General features: G+C 41.3%; 15 protein-coding genes. 10 read left to right on the top strand and 5 right to left on the bottom strand.

All coding sequences use genetic code 11. From position 1 onward, the window contains the following. The first annotated feature begins 10 nt into the window (after positions 1 to 10). Positions 11 to 280 carry a Calvin cycle protein CP12 gene (locus tag NWP25_RS05940; protein ID WP_280650688.1) on the top strand — a complete coding sequence of 90 codons (270 nt, stop codon included), beginning with the start codon at positions 11 to 13 and terminating at the stop codon, positions 278 to 280. Here NWP25_RS05940 and NWP25_RS05935 read toward each other — a convergent pair. Both NWP25_RS05935 and apcB read right to left on the bottom strand, forming a co-directional pair. After that, positions 277 to 1,104 (bottom strand): TlyA family RNA methyltransferase, encoded by an 828-nt coding sequence (locus tag NWP25_RS05935; protein ID WP_280650687.1) that lies wholly within the window; start codon positions 1,102 to 1,104, stop codon positions 277 to 279. The two genes, NWP25_RS05940 and NWP25_RS05935, sit on opposite strands and share 4 nt — an antisense overlap. 301 nt (positions 1,105 to 1,405) lie before the next feature. Beyond that, positions 1,406 to 1,915 carry an allophycocyanin subunit beta gene (apcB, locus tag NWP25_RS05930; RefSeq protein ID WP_280650686.1) on the bottom strand — a complete coding sequence of 170 codons (510 nt, stop codon included), beginning with the start codon at positions 1,913 to 1,915 and terminating at the stop codon, positions 1,406 to 1,408. Positions 1,916 to 2,286: 371 nt separating this feature from the next. Between apcB and glnA the strand changes: the two genes are divergently transcribed. Then, complete coding sequence (glnA, locus tag NWP25_RS05925) at positions 2,287 to 3,702, top strand: type I glutamate--ammonia ligase (RefSeq protein WP_280650685.1); 1,416 nt, start codon at positions 2,287 to 2,289, stop codon at positions 3,700 to 3,702. 163 nt (positions 3,703 to 3,865) lie between these two features. On the opposite strand, the gene NWP25_RS05920 is transcribed toward glnA, so the two are convergent. Further along, positions 3,866 to 4,066 (bottom strand): hypothetical protein, encoded by a 201-nt coding sequence (locus tag NWP25_RS05920; protein ID WP_280650684.1) that lies wholly within the window; start codon positions 4,064 to 4,066, stop codon positions 3,866 to 3,868. 365 nt (positions 4,067 to 4,431) lie between these two features. Between NWP25_RS05920 and NWP25_RS05915 the strand changes: the two genes are divergently transcribed. From NWP25_RS05915 to NWP25_RS05890, 6 genes are all read left to right on the top strand, one after another. Then, positions 4,432 to 5,496: a class I SAM-dependent methyltransferase gene (locus tag NWP25_RS05915; protein ID WP_280650683.1), complete on the top strand. Its 1,065-nt coding sequence runs from the start codon at positions 4,432 to 4,434 to the stop codon at positions 5,494 to 5,496. A 258-nt stretch (positions 5,497 to 5,754) separates the two neighbouring features. Next, positions 5,755 to 6,033, top strand: a complete 279-nt coding sequence (locus tag NWP25_RS05910) for a hypothetical protein (protein WP_280650682.1) — start codon at positions 5,755 to 5,757, stop codon at positions 6,031 to 6,033. A gap of 137 nt (positions 6,034 to 6,170) precedes the next feature. Further along, entirely contained in the window at positions 6,171 to 8,408 is a 2,238-nt protein-coding gene (locus tag NWP25_RS05905) for a CHASE2 domain-containing serine/threonine-protein kinase (protein WP_280688536.1), read from the top strand. Positions 8,409 to 8,605: 197 nt separating this feature from the next. After that, positions 8,606 to 9,664 (top strand): VOC family protein, encoded by a 1,059-nt coding sequence (locus NWP25_RS05900; protein WP_280650680.1) that lies wholly within the window; start codon positions 8,606 to 8,608, stop codon positions 9,662 to 9,664. Positions 9,665 to 9,713: 49 nt separating this feature from the next. Then, positions 9,714 to 10,253 carry a hypothetical protein gene (locus NWP25_RS05895; RefSeq protein WP_280650679.1) on the top strand — a complete coding sequence of 180 codons (540 nt, stop codon included), beginning with the start codon at positions 9,714 to 9,716 and terminating at the stop codon, positions 10,251 to 10,253. 96 nt (positions 10,254 to 10,349) lie between these two features. Then, on the top strand, positions 10,350 to 10,718 hold the full coding sequence (locus NWP25_RS05890) for a pentapeptide repeat-containing protein (protein WP_280650678.1): 369 nt from the start codon (positions 10,350 to 10,352) through the stop codon (positions 10,716 to 10,718). A gap of 33 nt (positions 10,719 to 10,751) precedes the next feature. Here NWP25_RS05890 and NWP25_RS05885 read toward each other — a convergent pair whose 3' ends face one another. Beyond that, positions 10,752 to 11,567, bottom strand: coding sequence for a DUF1838 domain-containing protein (locus NWP25_RS05885; RefSeq protein ID WP_280699015.1), 816 nt, complete (start codon positions 11,565 to 11,567; stop codon positions 10,752 to 10,754). 219 nt (positions 11,568 to 11,786) lie between these two features. Then, positions 11,787 to 12,983, bottom strand: a complete 1,197-nt coding sequence (locus NWP25_RS05880; RefSeq protein ID WP_280650677.1) for an AbrB family transcriptional regulator — start codon at positions 12,981 to 12,983, stop codon at positions 11,787 to 11,789. 505 nt (positions 12,984 to 13,488) lie between these two features. On the opposite strand from NWP25_RS05880, the gene bchI reads away from it, so the two are divergent. Continuing rightward, a complete protein-coding gene (gene bchI / locus NWP25_RS05875) occupies positions 13,489 to 14,613 on the top strand; it encodes a magnesium chelatase ATPase subunit I (RefSeq protein ID WP_280650676.1) in 1,125 nt (374 codons plus the stop codon). An 80-nt stretch (positions 14,614 to 14,693) separates the two neighbouring features. Next, a complete protein-coding gene (locus NWP25_RS05870; protein ID WP_280699014.1) occupies positions 14,694 to 14,987 on the top strand; it encodes a hypothetical protein in 294 nt (97 codons plus the stop codon). The last annotated feature ends 73 nt before the right edge of the window (positions 14,988 to 15,060 follow it).

Here is a 15,060-nt window from a genome sequence, read left to right as displayed (position 1 = left end):
TGAAAATATCATGACAAAAACCCTAGAAGCTCTCCAATCTGCTGTTAACTCAGGGACTAAAACTCTTGATGAAGCTATTTTAGAATCTATTGAGGAAGCTCGTGAAACCTGCAAACTTGAAGGAAAAAATTCCCACGGCTGTGCTGTAGCTTGGGATATCGTAGAAGAATTACAAGCTGAAAAAGCTCATCAACACCAAGCAAAACAACGCAAAACTGCTTTAGAAAGCTACTGTGAAGCACATCCAGACTCTATAGAGTGTCTTATCTACGATGTTTAACTTCCTCGTAAATCAGCAATGGCTGATTGGGTAATTTGTTTAATCCCATGTAAATCAAGCACTGGTGTATCACTTTCCATTCCTAACCACAACAGATACTCAATATTCCCAGCCGGTCCAGTAATCGGTGACCAAGTTAAGCCTTTGTATTTCCATCCTAATTCACAACCCACTTGCAACACTTGGAAAATGGCATTAGCTTGGTCATCAGGATCACGGACAACGCCTTTTTTACCAACACGGGATTTTCCCACTTCAAACTGTGGCTTCACCAGCAATACCGCATCCCTCGGATACTTAGTTAATCGCCACAAAGCAGGCAAAATCTTAGTTAAGGAAATAAATGATACATCCACCACGGCTAAATCAGGTATCTGGACACCTTCACCACATACACCATACAATTCGTTGGGGGTGAGATTACGTAAATTAGTACGCTCTCTTAAAATCACCCGTGGATCATTTCTTAAACCCCAATGCACTTGTCCATAACCCACATCCACACCATAAACCAATTTTGCTTCAGCTTTTAGCAAGCAATCAGTAAAACCCCCTGTAGAAATACCACCATCTAAACAAATACGTCCCACCGTGGAAACAGGAAATACTTCTAAAGCCTTTGCTAGTTTCTCACCCCCCCGAGACACAAAACGCGATCGCTCTTTAATCTTAATTTCCGCCCCACCATCAACTTCTGTCCCTGGTTTATCCACCACTTGCTGATTAACAGTGACTTCTCCGGCCTGAATTAATCGCTGCGCTAAGGCGCGAGAGCTACATAAATTTAATTCTACTAATAATGTATCGAGTCGCCGCTTGACCAATTAACTGGAATCTCCTGATAATATTAAATCCTAAGGATAAATAATAATTCTCCCTAAAACCCTCCACAACCATATTTATCCACCACTGCAACGTGTGTTTTTTCACCCATTGGCATAACTTCCTTGCGTAGAATACCTCCTTGTCTTCCAAGTCTTGCCTTCAGGACAATGTAAAAAACCTACCCTTGTGACTCCCACCCCGCCCCAACAAACCTGAGTTACCAAAAAAGCGATGGCTTTTCTGGTTTACGCAAAAAGCCATCTTTTTGTATGACTAGACTTTATAATTGTAGTAAAACCACTAAATATCCTTCTCGCTCAACTCACGAGTCATATAATCAAAAGGTTCATCAACAAAAGAAGTATCAGCAATACCCGCGGCTGCAACTTGTGCCTTTACCATCTCCTTAAGAATCTGAATACCAAATACCGTAGGGCTAATAGGTACACCTAAAGAATTGTAAGTTTCTCGCAATCCTTGGAGTACACGTTCATCTAAAACATTCATGTTACCTGCAACCAAGGCATAGCTAGCATAGCGTAGGTAATAGTCCATATCCCGGAGACAAGCCGCATAACGACGAGTTGTATAAGCATTTCCACCGGGACGAATCAACTCAGGCTGTTCTTCAAATAACTTAGAACCAGCCTGTTTTACAAGAGCCGCTGCATTACCGTTAATCACTGCTGCTGCTTGCACCCGTGCTGTACCACTTTCAAAATAGGATTTCAGGCTGTCAATTGCATTGCGGTCAAAATATCTACCAGCAACGTCATAATTCTTAATTAAGCTTGTAACTGCATCGCGCATTCTTTCTTCTCCCAATCAATACTATCTATGGTTTGATATTAATTTGGTTGCAATTATGCACCAGTAAATTTTTGTGCCATTTGTTTAATTAAAATATGATGCGACACAAAAACAATTTATCCGCCATTTAAGGATTTTATGTCAAAGTTGACCCATGATGAGATGAACTTTACGTTTTGTGCAGATCTTCGGTAAAAGGTTAATATAAGCTGTAATCCAGATAAGCTGTAACAAAAAGTACAAAATTCCCTAATGTCCAGGATTTATGATAATTCAGATGTGTCATCCACAACTGGGTTCAAATCATCTGGGTTAGGATGCTTTGGAAAGTTCTCGTTTAATTCTAGAAAATTGCTAGAGAAGGAGTAAGAATGACAACCCCTCAAGAAGTCTTGAAACTGATTCAAGACCAAAAAATTCAGATGATTGATCTCAAATTCATCGATACACCAGGAACTTGGCAGCATCTCACGGTGTACCATGACCAAATCGATGAAAGTTCCTTCTTAGATGGCGTACCTTTCGACGGTTCCAGCATTCGGGGTTGGAAAAGCATCAATGAATCCGACATGATGATGGTACTCGATGCCAACACTGCTTGGCTCGACCCTTTCATGGCTGAGCCGACACTCAGTATAATCTGTAGCATTAAAGAACCCCGTACAGGTGAATGGTACAACCGTTGTCCCCGGGTAATTGCCCAACGAGCAATAGACTACTTAGTTTCCACCGGCATTGGTGATACAGCATTCCTAGGGCCTGAAGCTGAATTCTTTATCTTTGATGATGTCCGCTTTGACCAAAACGCCCATGAAGGTTACTACCATGTAGACTCAGTAGAAGGTCGTTGGAACTCCGGTAGAAATGAAAGTCCCAACCTGGGCTACAAACCCCGCTTCAAAGAAGGTTACTTTCCAGTATCCCCAACGGATAGCTTCCAAGATATCCGTACCGAAATGCTGCTCACAATGAAAGATTGTGGTGTACCCATTGAAAAACAACACCACGAAGTTGCTACTGGTGGTCAGTGTGAATTAGGTTTCCGCTTTGGTAAATTGGTTGAAGCTGCTGACTGGCTGATGACATACAAATACGTCATCAAGAATGTTGCCAAGAAATACGGCAAAACTGTAACTTTCATGCCAAAACCAATTTTTGGCGACAATGGTTCTGGTATGCATTGTCACCAATCAATTTGGAAAGATGGCAAACCTTTATTTGCTGGCGACAAGTATGCTGGTTTGAGTGAAATGGCACTTCACTACATTGGTGGTATTCTCAAGCACGCACCAGCACTTTTAGCTATCACTAACCCCACAACCAACTCTTACAAACGCCTAGTACCAGGTTATGAAGCACCAGTGAACTTGGCTTACTCCCAAGGTAACCGTTCTGCTTCTGTGCGGATTCCTTTATCTGGTAATAACCCTAAAGCCAAACGCTTGGAATTTCGTTGTCCTGACGCAACGTCTAACCCTTACTTGGCATTTGCAGCTATGCTGTGTGCTGGTATTGATGGCATCAAAAACAAGATTCATCCCGGTGAACCCCTAGACAAGAACATTTATGAACTTTCTCCAGAAGAATTGGCGAAGGTTCCTTCAACTCCGGGTTCCTTAGAATTGGCATTGGAAGCTTTAGAAAACGACCATGATTTCTTGACGAAATCAGGGGTGTTCACCGAAGACTTCATCCAAAATTGGATTGACTACAAACTGGCTAACGAAGTTAAACAGATACAGTTGCGTCCTCACCCCTATGAGTTTTACCTCTACTACGATTGCTAATTGAGTTGATTACCCACCTGTTTCCTACCTAAAGGCAAGGTGATTCTAAACTGTTACCCTTAATTTCTTCCAAACTTTTTGCCACCCCGTGAGGGTGGCTTTTTCTTTACTTATCACGCTGAAAAATCAAAATAAGTCAAAATAAGTCAAAATAAGTCAAAACTTAGCTCATAGCAACGTTGCTACTTTCATAAAGTAAGCGAGTGGTGGGATCAATTTTGCCTTGAATGGGATTCCAGTATTCCGATAATTCTTCAGGAAGACCCAGTTCCTGTGCAGCACGCATCAGGATCGATTGTTGACGATTTTTAACTTGCTGATATTGGCGCATTGTTAACGCACGAGATCTATCTTGAATAGACATAACAACAGTCCTCCTGGTGGTTTTAGCTATGAATTATCAGCTCTTTTTGCTGTCTCTTATCAGAATATCAAAATTTCTGTAACCAAAGTTACAGAATTCTATTTTTGTTACAAAATTTTACATTTAGCCAAAATTTGGGATTTGTTTAATTGACAAAAGGTGATGAAGCAAAAAACCTACCCTCCTCAGATCCCCATCCCCCTATAGGAATGGCTCACTTCCATCTAAAATCCAAAATTGCACTATCAAAAGATTTTCTTCACAGCCATTAAATTCGCATTCCTAAGATAGATAAGATAGATAAATTTTTCGTTACAATCTTTTACAGATAATTACTAAAAGTAATAGACTTTTAACTCACTTTTATGTCTGACACTTTAACTAAGGTCACCTATCAAACCTTTCAACAAAGCAAAAGTTATTTTGGTCTCGCTCACAAAACTTTGAGTTCACAGTTGATGAATCTGATTCATCCCCCTCTCACACAAAAGAGGAAATCCCTTCCCAAGGAAGTTTTGTTCAAATTTCAACAAAAAATGAATGACCTCCTAGAAGCAGACTGGCAAGATGCTGAAAAAGGCATATATTCAAAAAACTTGCTCTTTGACAACCCTTGGTCAGATTTTTTCCGCTACTATCCACTGGTATGGCTAGACCTACCGCAAATCTGGGAACGGTCTAAACAAAAGAAATATCAAGACTTTTCCCCGGAAATAGAAACAGATGGTTATCCCAGCTATTATGTGCAGAACTTCCATCACCAAAGTAATGGCTACTTAAGCGACGATTCAGCCAATTTATATGATTTACAAGTAGAGATTCTCTTTAGTGGCACTGCTGACCCCATGCGCCGGCGAATTCTTGCACCTCTCATCCAAGGGCTAAAACCTTTTGATTGTGTTGCGCCAAAACAAATGCGTATTTTAGATGTAGCTTGTGGTACTGGGCGGACATTGAGGATGATTCGAGGAGCATTGCCAAAAGCATCTCTGTATGGTGTCGATTTGTCCCCAGCTTATTTACGTAAAGCAAATCAACAACTATCGGACATTCCCGGAGAGTTACCCCAACTCTTCCAAGCTAACGCCGAACATCTACCCTATCTAAATGACTATTTCCACGGTGTAACCTCTGTTTTTCTCTTCCACGAGTTACCAGCAAAGGTGCGGCAAACAGTTATTGAACAATGTTTCCGAGTGACAAAACCCGGAGGAGTATTCGTAATTTGTGATTCCATTCAAATGAATGATTCATCTGAATTCGCTATGTTGATGGAATCTTTCCCGGAAGTCTTTCATGAACCTTACTATCGGGATTACACCCATGATGACCTGGTAGAACGTTTAGAAAAAGCTGGTTTTGAAAATATTTCAACACAACTTCACTTTGCTAGTAAGTATTTTATTGCCCATAAGCCAGCTCTAAGTTAAATGTTCTATCCTTGAATCAAGTAATAGGACTCCTGGTAAACTTTTTTACCGGGAGAAATTCTTTTCTACAACTGCGTAAAGCAGCCAAAGTGCTAAGGTAAGAATTGTGACCAATAATAAAACCCAGCAATTGATTCCCTGTGTGGAAAAAAAGTAAAATATTACAACATCATTCTGGAAGTGGAAAATGCTGATACTCATCCGCTTAATTTAAAGCTCCAGCCCATGTAGAGTCCGTTGCACCCGGGGGATGCAAAAATGAAAGTTTGGCTTGCTTGTTTTTTAGTCTTGTTTGCTTTGGCAGAACTGTTTGACTGGTTAAAAAAGTTTAATTTGCCCCTACCAATCTATATTTTGGGTGGAGCATTTTTAGCTGTTGCTTCTAACTATGACAAGATTGTTGGCTCTTACTTCAATGATGGAACTATGGAATCATCACCGGAACAACCTGAGTTTAATTCCCCTAGCCAACCCGTGGACTTCACTCCTTTCCCTAATTCTGTTGAACAAGTACAACAATCACAAAGACAACTTTAACAAGATCAGCCTAAATCTCCACCTATAGGAATGTTAAGTGGGGATATCCCCCAGCAATGATTATTCCATCTCCCAAAAATATCAACCGCTTTTTGGTTAGTGAACACATACCCCATGTACGCTAGTGCCACAACGCCGTGATTAATGGAATATTAGAAAAACTCCTAGCCCCGTTTGCTAAAGACAAAACTTACCGTGACTCTTCTCACCGCAACCACTGGTTACAATCCATTTTGGTCATCAGCCTGGGGGTTACTGCTTTCCTGTGGGGAGTTCGGGAACTCAAATGGTTCCAGTCTTGGGAATTAAAAGCTTATGATCAGATGGTGCGATCGCGTCCTGTGGAAGCGCCAGATCCCCGCATACTATTAGTAACAATCACTGAAGAAGACATAGCACAACACAAATGGCCTTTATCCGATGCCACAGTGAATCAGCTATTGTTGAAATTAACATCTCATCAACCCAGGGTCATCGGTCTTCATCTTAACCGACCCCATCAAAACAATTTGGCGAACAATCTTCACAGTGCAACCAAGATTATCACCACTTGTTTATTTAGCAGCATAGGCAGATCAGAAATTCCCCCACCACCTAATTTTCCCGAAGATCATTTAGGCTTTCAGGATTTAATTCCTGATTACCAAGAAGACCAAATTATCCGCCGTAGTTTATTATTTGCACAATCTACAGACAGCCAATGTACAACTCCTTTTTCATTTGCTGGAAGATTAGCTGTTCACTATCTAGAAAAATTGGGTTTTTCCATTGACTTTTCCCATCAATATAACTTCTCCATCGGTAAAACTCTCTTTTCTACCCTAAAAGCAAATTCCGGTGGCTATAAAAGATTAGATGCAGCAGGTTACCAAATACTGTTGAACTATCGCCACAGTGAATATCTAGCTCAACAAGTAACCTTAACACAAGTTCTAAATAATCAACTCGATGCCAATTTAGTCAAAGATAAGTTAGTAATTATCGGCACAACTGCCCCCAGTGTTAGTCCAGGTTTTCCTACACCTTATAGCGCTGCACCTCAGCAACCTTCCAGAACACCTAGCGTCTTAATTAATGCACATATAGTCAGTCAAATTATCAGTACAGTCCTAGATGGACGACCCCTAATTTGGTACTGGTCTGAAGAAGCAGAAATTCTGTGGCTCCTTGGTTGGTCAATTATAGGTAGCATTGCAGGGTGGCAACTGCGACATCCTTTATTTTTGTTCGCAGTGGGAGGCACAACCTTAGCTGCCTTGGTGCTAATCTGCACAGTAGTGTTTTCCCAAGCAGGTTGGATACCGCTTATCCCCCCAGCCATAGGGTTAATTACAAGTGGTCTGAGTACCACCATGTACACTAACTACCAAAATCATCGGCGAACAAAGACCATACTATTACAAATTCAACAACAACAGGAAATCATTGAACAGTTAAATATTATTTTAAAAGATACCACAACTACAGCAATTCAGGACTTACATACTCATTCTACATCCACACCTATAGTTCCAGAAAACAACACTGGGGATTTACTTTTGGGTGGACGTTACCAAATATCTAAAGTCCTGGGTGCTGGGGGATTTGGTCGAACTTATTTGGCACAAGATACTCAACGGCCCGGTAATCCCATTTGTGTAGTTAAACAATTAATGCCAGCCCGACAGGATACAAAATTTTTAGAAATTGCCAGAAGGTTATTTAATACTGAAGCAGAAATTTTAGAAATCTTGGGAAAACATCCGCAAATTCCTGAATTGCTCGCTTATTTTGAAGATAAAAAAGAATTTTATTTAGTCCAACAATATATTGCTGGTCACACCCTACATGAGGAATTACCACCTGTACAGATTGTACAGAATGAAGCTTTTGTGATTGATATGCTCAAAGGTGTTCTGGAAGTACTAGCATTTCTCCATCAGCATCGGATCATTCATCGGGACATTAAACCAACTAATATTATTAGACGTGCTGAAGATAATCGCCTCGTGTTAATTGACTTTGGTGCAGTTAAATTGATGCAACCCCAAAATAGCAATAAAACAGAATTAGCAACTGTGGCCATTGGCACACAGGGTTATACACCACCAGAGCAATTTGCCGGTCATCCCCGCTTATCTAGTGATATTTATGCTTTGGGAATCCTAGCTATTCAAGCTATTACTGGAATACCACCCCAACAACTCAAGTCAGACCCACATACAGGCAATATTGTCTGGCGAGAATCAGCAAAAGTTAACGACAAATTGGCAGAAATTTTAGACAAAATGGTGCGCTATCATTTTAGCGATCGCTATCAAACCGCAGCAGATGTTATCCAAGATTTAAATCACCTCAGTGATTCCACATCTCCTGCTTCTGTTGGACTTTCTTAAATGTTCACATCCTAACTGCTCAATAGCTCAACTACCTCACGGATGAATCCGGAAAGTCCCAACTTACCACCTAAGTTTCTTTTACCCTCACAAATTCCAACTCCTCTGGAGATAACCCCCATAAATAGAATTTAGAGGCTACCGCGCCCCAGTTAATTTGCTGTACCCAATCAAAAACCTAAAATCCCAAAATTTGTATGACCCAGGGACAACAAACCACCATTGCAGGTATATATGAAGTGTGTATTGGTATTCCAGACCCAATTTTTGCAATTCAATATTGGGAGCAATTTGGCTATCGCATCGGTCAAGTGGGTGAATTACCCGCAGATCACGCCTATCAACTGTATGGAGTGAATTCTTCCTTACGTTCCATTCGCCTTTATCACCAAAATGCAGATCATGGTTTGATTAGGTTAATGGTTTGGCAAAAGCCCACAAATCAGGGCTTAGGGTTAGCCTCCATGAAAATTAAGGGAAACCGGTGGGCAACAACTTTAACTGCTGATATTTTAACGATATTAAATCATGCAGAAGATGCCAAAGCACAAGGTTGGGCCATTAAATATACCAATCCCCAATGGGAAGTGATCTACAACAAAGAGCGAAAAAGCCGACCTTTCACAGATCCGAGAGTAGGAGTGCGAGAAATGTTATTACTGCAACCCTTAACTCGACAAATTCTATTTCAAAGATTTGGCTACACAATAACAGATTATGGACAAATTAACTATGGTGCTGCTTTTCAAACTAGCCAGTGTACCCACATGGGCATCATTGTTCAGGATGACACCAAGGAAATTCTCAAGTTTTATGAGGAAGTTTTAGGTTTATTGCGCGTACGTGATGATGTGGAAACTACCTACGAATCTTCACAAGCTGCTGGAGAAATATTTGACCTCCAACCTGGTGAAAAATTTATTGTCACAGCCTTTGACGACCCTCGTTCTGCCAAAAATCACCTAATGGCTGCCCGTAGTGGTAGACTTTACATTGTTCGTTTTCCAGAAGCAATTAATTTAGAATCCCGCTTTGAAGCATCACAACCAGGCTGCTTTGGAATTTCTCTTTATACATACCGTATACGTGACATACAGCAATATTGCCATCGCATTAAGGCCAGTTCAGTGCTGAAATATACTTCTATTATAGAAAATGAGTTTAGAGAAAAGAGTTTTTCTTTCGTTGCACCGGATGGCTACTTTTGGAATTTGGTACAAAGTAACGAATTTTCTCTCAACCCGGAAAGCAAGTAGAATTTATGAAATATGTACCAGTAACCAACCAAAAAAATTGGCTGTGCTAATGAGAAATTGGGCTGCGACGATTGTACTAACTTCTTCTTGGCTGTTATCTGGATTTATAGCTTCTGAAGCCTGGACTTCTTTAGTAGGTAATGGCGTAGCGTCTTCTCAGTCAATTGCTCAGTTGAGTGAGACTAAACCAATTACCGCCACTAAAGCTGAGTTTGGAGTCCTCAGAGTTGATTCCAAAGGTCAAAGGAAATTTACTCCCACCACAAGAATATTATTGCATCAGGGCGGTAAATACGGGTGGCGAATTCAACTAAAAAATTACAAAGGTAAGGTGACGTGGCGAGAAATTCTGCGTTTACCAAAACCTCCTGAAACCTGGGCTACAGATGATGGTCAAAGTTTGACTTTATCAGCAGATGGTATTGAAGCTGTAACAACTCGTACAGAATTCACCCCTGACGGCCACATTGAGAATTTCTGGACGATGGTTCCCGGAGATCCTGGTGGTAAACATCAAATAGAAGTTTACATTGATAACCGTTTGATTGGTTCTTTCAACTTTGAAGTAATTTCTTTGAAAAAAAATTAACTACCAGCAAAAAAATTTTCAGCATTCCTCAGCCTTCCCCTGGGTTTGAAACCTGGGCACAGTATCCTAGAAACAGAGATTTCATCAAAGAAACTCATGGATGCTAAGGAATTAATCCGACTTTACAACGCAGGTCAAAGGTATTTTCCCGCCATTAACTTAAGGGGATCCAAGCTAATTGCAGCTTACTTACCTGGAATTAACTTATGGGGAGCAGACTTGAGTCGAGCAAACCTAGCCAAAGCTAAACTTTGGGGAGCAGACCTAAGTCGAGCAAACCTAGCCAAAGCAAACTTAACTAAAGCTAACTTGTCTGGAGTTAAATTGAAGGAGGCAAACCTCCGGGGAGCGAAACTCAACTTAGCCAAGTTTTATGGTGCTGACCTCAGTGGAGCTTACTATGATGAAAGCACTCGGTTTTCTCAAGGTTTTGACCCCGCTAGCCAAAATATGCAGAAATTTTAGCTCTATTCTCAATTACTAACTACGAACTAAGAACTACAACTCCTCTACTTCCGGGAGTGGGAAAACTTCTCCAGCCAAGTAAGCCTGAAAGTGTTTTTGGAAGTACAGCCAAGAGGTCATGTCTTCACCATCTAAAAAAACTTTTGGCGCTTGCTTGTAGAGAGGAACGCGGTTATTAATCTCATCCTGAAGCAACTGGGGTAACTCTGTCAAACCACTTACTTTACTTCCCGAAGCACTGTAAATGAGATAACCAGAACGATTACCCATTTTCATCCAGGGCAACCATTGACCGATTCTATCCCAACCGAGTCTCACTTGAGACACTGAGGCTAGTTCTGAGTTGAATAAATCTACAGTAGGTACAGCTAATTTGAATAGTTCTGTGGCCTGATAAATTGGATGTGGGCTATATTCAGCAAACTGGGGATTTTCTGCTAGTGGATTAGGATATGTGGGAAAAATATCAAAAATAAAAGTTGTAGTATCCCCTTGGATTTGCGCCGGAAATTTCCCTTGAAATTGACCCTGCACAGGACTATTGGCAACATGTATGACAGGTAGTGTTTCACCCGTCCAGGGATTTTCCCACCGTCGCAAAATCTCGCCTGTTTGTGGATCAAGATAGTAAGTCAATTCCCTCGAAGTAAAATCCCAGCTACCCTCTGCTGTGAGAATGCACCTACTAACGCTGACTCCCGACATTTTAAACAGTAGTTTTCTTTTCTCACCAGGAATAAAACTGTAAATTTTACCTGTCCAGGTCAAAAATGTAGATTCAGTACAGTCAAGGGAAGAACGAGTTTTCACCCACTGCTGGACATCTAATTCTTTAACTTGGGCAACCATATCCAGTCTCCTTAGTTATTGCTCATTGCTCATTGCTTATTAGTCATTGGTCATGGGCCTACCGGAAAACGAGCCAAAGCCCCAGACTTTAGACAGATGTTCCAGCCGTCAAACAGACGGTGAAAATGCTTGCTGTTACCGGAGCGGCACCTTAGCGTCGGTAAATTCATTGGCATCCCTTTGAAGCAAGAATCCCCCGGCTTCTAGCTGTGGGGAGTGTCAATAAACTGACTCTGATAACTGGCTATCAAGACGGCGAAACAAAAATATCCATAGCGGTAGGGAACTATTAATAGCAATAAGTCGTACTAAATGGCCAGTTGTGACAATTTCTACATCATGATTTAGTGCTAGGGATACCAAAATCATTTCTGGTGCTCCTCCCGGTGCTGTAACTAACAGACAAGTTAACCAGTCCCAAGAAGTTAATTCCATGGCCACCATAGCAGCCATCCCTCCAGCAGCGATAGTCATAGCCACAGACATAAACCCATAACCTACAGCTCTTTTACCAAGATTAGGTTTATCTCCCCAATACTCACCAATGGTAATTCCCAGCAGCATTTGACCTAATAATTTGACAAACCCTGGCGGACTAAAATTCACATCATCCAAAATAAGTAGGGAATGGAGCAAAGGATTAAACGCCACACCAACTACTAAGCCACCAAAAAACTCCGCAGCTGGCAATTTAAATAATCCAGCCAGATAAACTACCAAGCTGGTAACCAGCAGTGCCAATAAAAGTAATTCTAGTTGAGAAGTATCAAAACTCAGTAATCCATCCGTAACAGATAATTTTGGCAAGTTGATAACATCATCAGCGTCAACTGATGACCGAGCAATTAACGGAATCAGTAATACTACAGATGTCACGCGAATTGCCTGAATTAAAGCGACAAGAGTCACATTGCGGTCATAATCCGCCGCAATAGATGACATAACTCCCACACCACCGGGAACTGTGGCCAGCATGGATGTTAATAAATTGGTTTTACTCAAGCGCGAGTAGATATAGCCAATGCAGCTACCGCACACTAGCAAAAATAAAGTCAGAAAAATAAATATGGGAATTGCAGAAGCCAGACTAGCTAAATTGCCACTACTACTAGATGCACCCACAGTCAAGCCTACCAGTGCCATTCCTACCTTTCTCGCATTTCGATTAGGCTTTGGGGAATATTGATATAGAATGCGACTTGTTTGTAAAACCATTGCCCCAGAGGCAATTCCCCCGAATATCCAAGCAATTCCGCCGATGTTTAAGTTAACTAAACCTAAACCCAAAGGTATTGCCAGCAACATTTCTAAGCTGAGAATAATGACTTTGTTTAGAGATAACTTTTTTTGGGGAATATTTGGCTTGTCATGAGTGGTTTCTTCTGGGACAGAAGCAGCACTGAGATTTTGTTTCATTTTTTTTATGGGAGATACCCCGACATCAACAAAGCAGCTCGGGGAGGGATAGCAAGTGAAATTCGATAGCTCTATAGGATTAAATTTGACAATTTCCCAGTGGGCACTAAGAATAAACTTCTACTGCGCTGTAACAATCGGCCTTTGTTTTTGCTGAATTGACCTAGCCCTTTCCACTTTTGGTCACAAAGTTTTTTTCACCAATCCCCCTCTTACAGTGGGCTTAGTTAAATGATACTGACTTTTGAAATTAAAATGACCTATCCACATCACATCCAAAGAATGTCAAATATGTGAATTTAATTTACACAAGGCATTGTCGGTTATCCAGGAGAATTTAAAAAATTAAGCACAAAGGATACAAAGCAAAGGATGTCACAGGCTTTTTGGGCAAAACTGGCCTACCTTAATCAAATCTGCCACTGAACCTCAATCATGTTCTTCCACCCCCTAACTGTGGCACAATAAGGAATTGTAATCAGAAAAATATGGTTAAGGTAATTTAGTGACTCCAACTGCTCAATCCACGTCAAGTGCGCGTCGCGTGGTATTTCCATTTACAGCCATTGTGGGACAGGAAGAAATGAAACTGGCGCTGCTGTTGAACGTGATTGATCCCAAAATCGGTGGTGTAATGATTATGGGCGATCGCGGCACCGGCAAATCCACCACTATCCGAGCCCTGGCTGATTTACTACCAGAAATTCCTGTGGTTGCCGATGACCCCTTCAACAGCGATCCCAAAGACCCCGATGTGATGAGCGATGAAGTCCGCCAAATGTTAGCACAAGGGGCGGAAATTCCTGTAGCTCACAAAAAAGTTCAAATGGTAGACCTACCATTGGGAGCCACGGAAGACCGTGTTTGCGGTACCATCGACATTGAGAAGGCTTTATCCGAAGGTGTCAAAGCCTTTGAGCCAGGATTGCTGGCCAAGGCTAACCGAGGCATTCTTTATGTGGATGAAGTCAATTTGCTAGACGACCACTTAGTAGACGTGCTGCTGGACTCCGCAGCCAGTGGGTGGAACACTGTAGAACGGGAAGGTATTTCCATTCGTCACCCAGCACGTTTCGTACTTGTAGGTTCTGGTAACCCAGAAGAAGGTGAACTGCGTCCCCAACTACTAGACCGCTTTGGAATGCACGCAGAAATCCACACTGTTAAAGAACCACCTTTGCGGGTGCAAATTGTGGAACAAAGAGCAGAATTTGACCAAAATCCCGCTGCATTTCTAGAGAAATACAAATCTCAACAAGAAGCATTGCAACAAAAAATTGTTAATGCTCAAAAATTGTTGCCAGAAGTGACAATTGAATACGACCAGCGAGTAAAAGTTTCGGAAATTTGCTCAGAACTAGATGTAGATGGTCTACGTGGTGATATTGTTAGCAACCGCGCCGCCAAAGCATTAACTGCATTTGAAGGTCGTAGGCAAGTCACTGTTGATGATATTAAACGTGTAATTACTTTATGTCTGCGTCATAGATTGCGGAAAGATCCTTTAGAATCCATTGATTCTGGCTACAAAGTACAAAAAGCTTTTGCCCGGGTCTTTGGTATGGAACCACCAGAAGATGATGCGACCAAAAAAAATGGTGTGGGTCAAAAGTTAGGGGCGAGAAATTAAAAGCTTTAAGTGTTGAGTTGTGAAAAGCTACTTCATAACTCAACACTCACCACTCAACTAAGAAGCACTCAACGCTGAATATGAGATTGTGGAACTTTTGGTTAAACAACTTTATTTTAGCTAGCCAATACAACCCACCCCGGTTTGTAGAGTTATTAATGCTCACCCTAGCCATCGCAATGTTAGTTATAGCCACTATTTTACCAGACATACCTTATTTAATATTGGGTTTGAGCCTCGTAGTGGGAGCCTCAGCCTCCATATTAGTACGGGAAGCCATGGCCCCTTCCCCTCAAACAAGAATCACCCAGTTCACAGCACTATTATTACTTTTAATTAGTATCTACGGTTTCTTTGATTTGCTCCATAGGTAAATTTATTCCCAGGGATGGCATCATCAAGAAACAAGAGAAAATCTGAGCAACCATATGCGTTACTCAGATTTAT

It is taken from the genome of Umezakia ovalisporum Ak1311 (assembly GCF_029891685.1).
Lineage (GTDB): Bacteria > Cyanobacteriota > Cyanobacteriia > Cyanobacteriales > Nostocaceae > Umezakia > Umezakia ovalisporum.
Note: the sequence above shows the minus strand (reverse complement) of the source record. Positions and strands in the feature narration are given on the sequence as shown.

Bases quoted from the DNA above. Each gene is read 5' to 3' on its own strand.
- NWP25_RS05885 (WP_280699015.1), bottom strand. From the start codon at position 11,567: ATGGTTGCCCAAGTTAAAGAATTAGATGTCCAGCAGTGGGTGAAAACT.
- NWP25_RS05915 (WP_280650683.1), top strand. From the start codon at position 4,432: ATGTCTGACACTTTAACTAAGGTCACCTATCAAACCTTTCAACAAAGC.
- NWP25_RS05940 (WP_280650688.1), top strand. From the start codon at position 11: ATGACAAAAACCCTAGAAGCTCTCCAATCTGCTGTTAACTCAGGGACT.
- apcB (WP_280650686.1), bottom strand. From the start codon at position 1,915: ATGCGCGATGCAGTTACAAGCTTAATTAAGAATTATGACGTTGCTGGT.
- NWP25_RS05920 (WP_280650684.1), bottom strand. From the start codon at position 4,066: ATGTCTATTCAAGATAGATCTCGTGCGTTAACAATGCGCCAATATCAG.
- glnA (WP_280650685.1), top strand. From the start codon at position 2,287: ATGACAACCCCTCAAGAAGTCTTGAAACTGATTCAAGACCAAAAAATT.
- NWP25_RS05890 (WP_280650678.1), top strand. From the start codon at position 10,350: ATGGATGCTAAGGAATTAATCCGACTTTACAACGCAGGTCAAAGGTAT.
- NWP25_RS05900 (WP_280650680.1), top strand. From the start codon at position 8,606: ATGACCCAGGGACAACAAACCACCATTGCAGGTATATATGAAGTGTGT.
- NWP25_RS05880 (WP_280650677.1), bottom strand. From the start codon at position 12,983: ATGAAACAAAATCTCAGTGCTGCTTCTGTCCCAGAAGAAACCACTCAT.
- NWP25_RS05910 (WP_280650682.1), top strand. From the start codon at position 5,755: ATGAAAGTTTGGCTTGCTTGTTTTTTAGTCTTGTTTGCTTTGGCAGAA.
- NWP25_RS05870 (WP_280699014.1), top strand. From the start codon at position 14,694: ATGAGATTGTGGAACTTTTGGTTAAACAACTTTATTTTAGCTAGCCAA.
- NWP25_RS05895 (WP_280650679.1), top strand. From the start codon at position 9,714: ATGAGAAATTGGGCTGCGACGATTGTACTAACTTCTTCTTGGCTGTTA.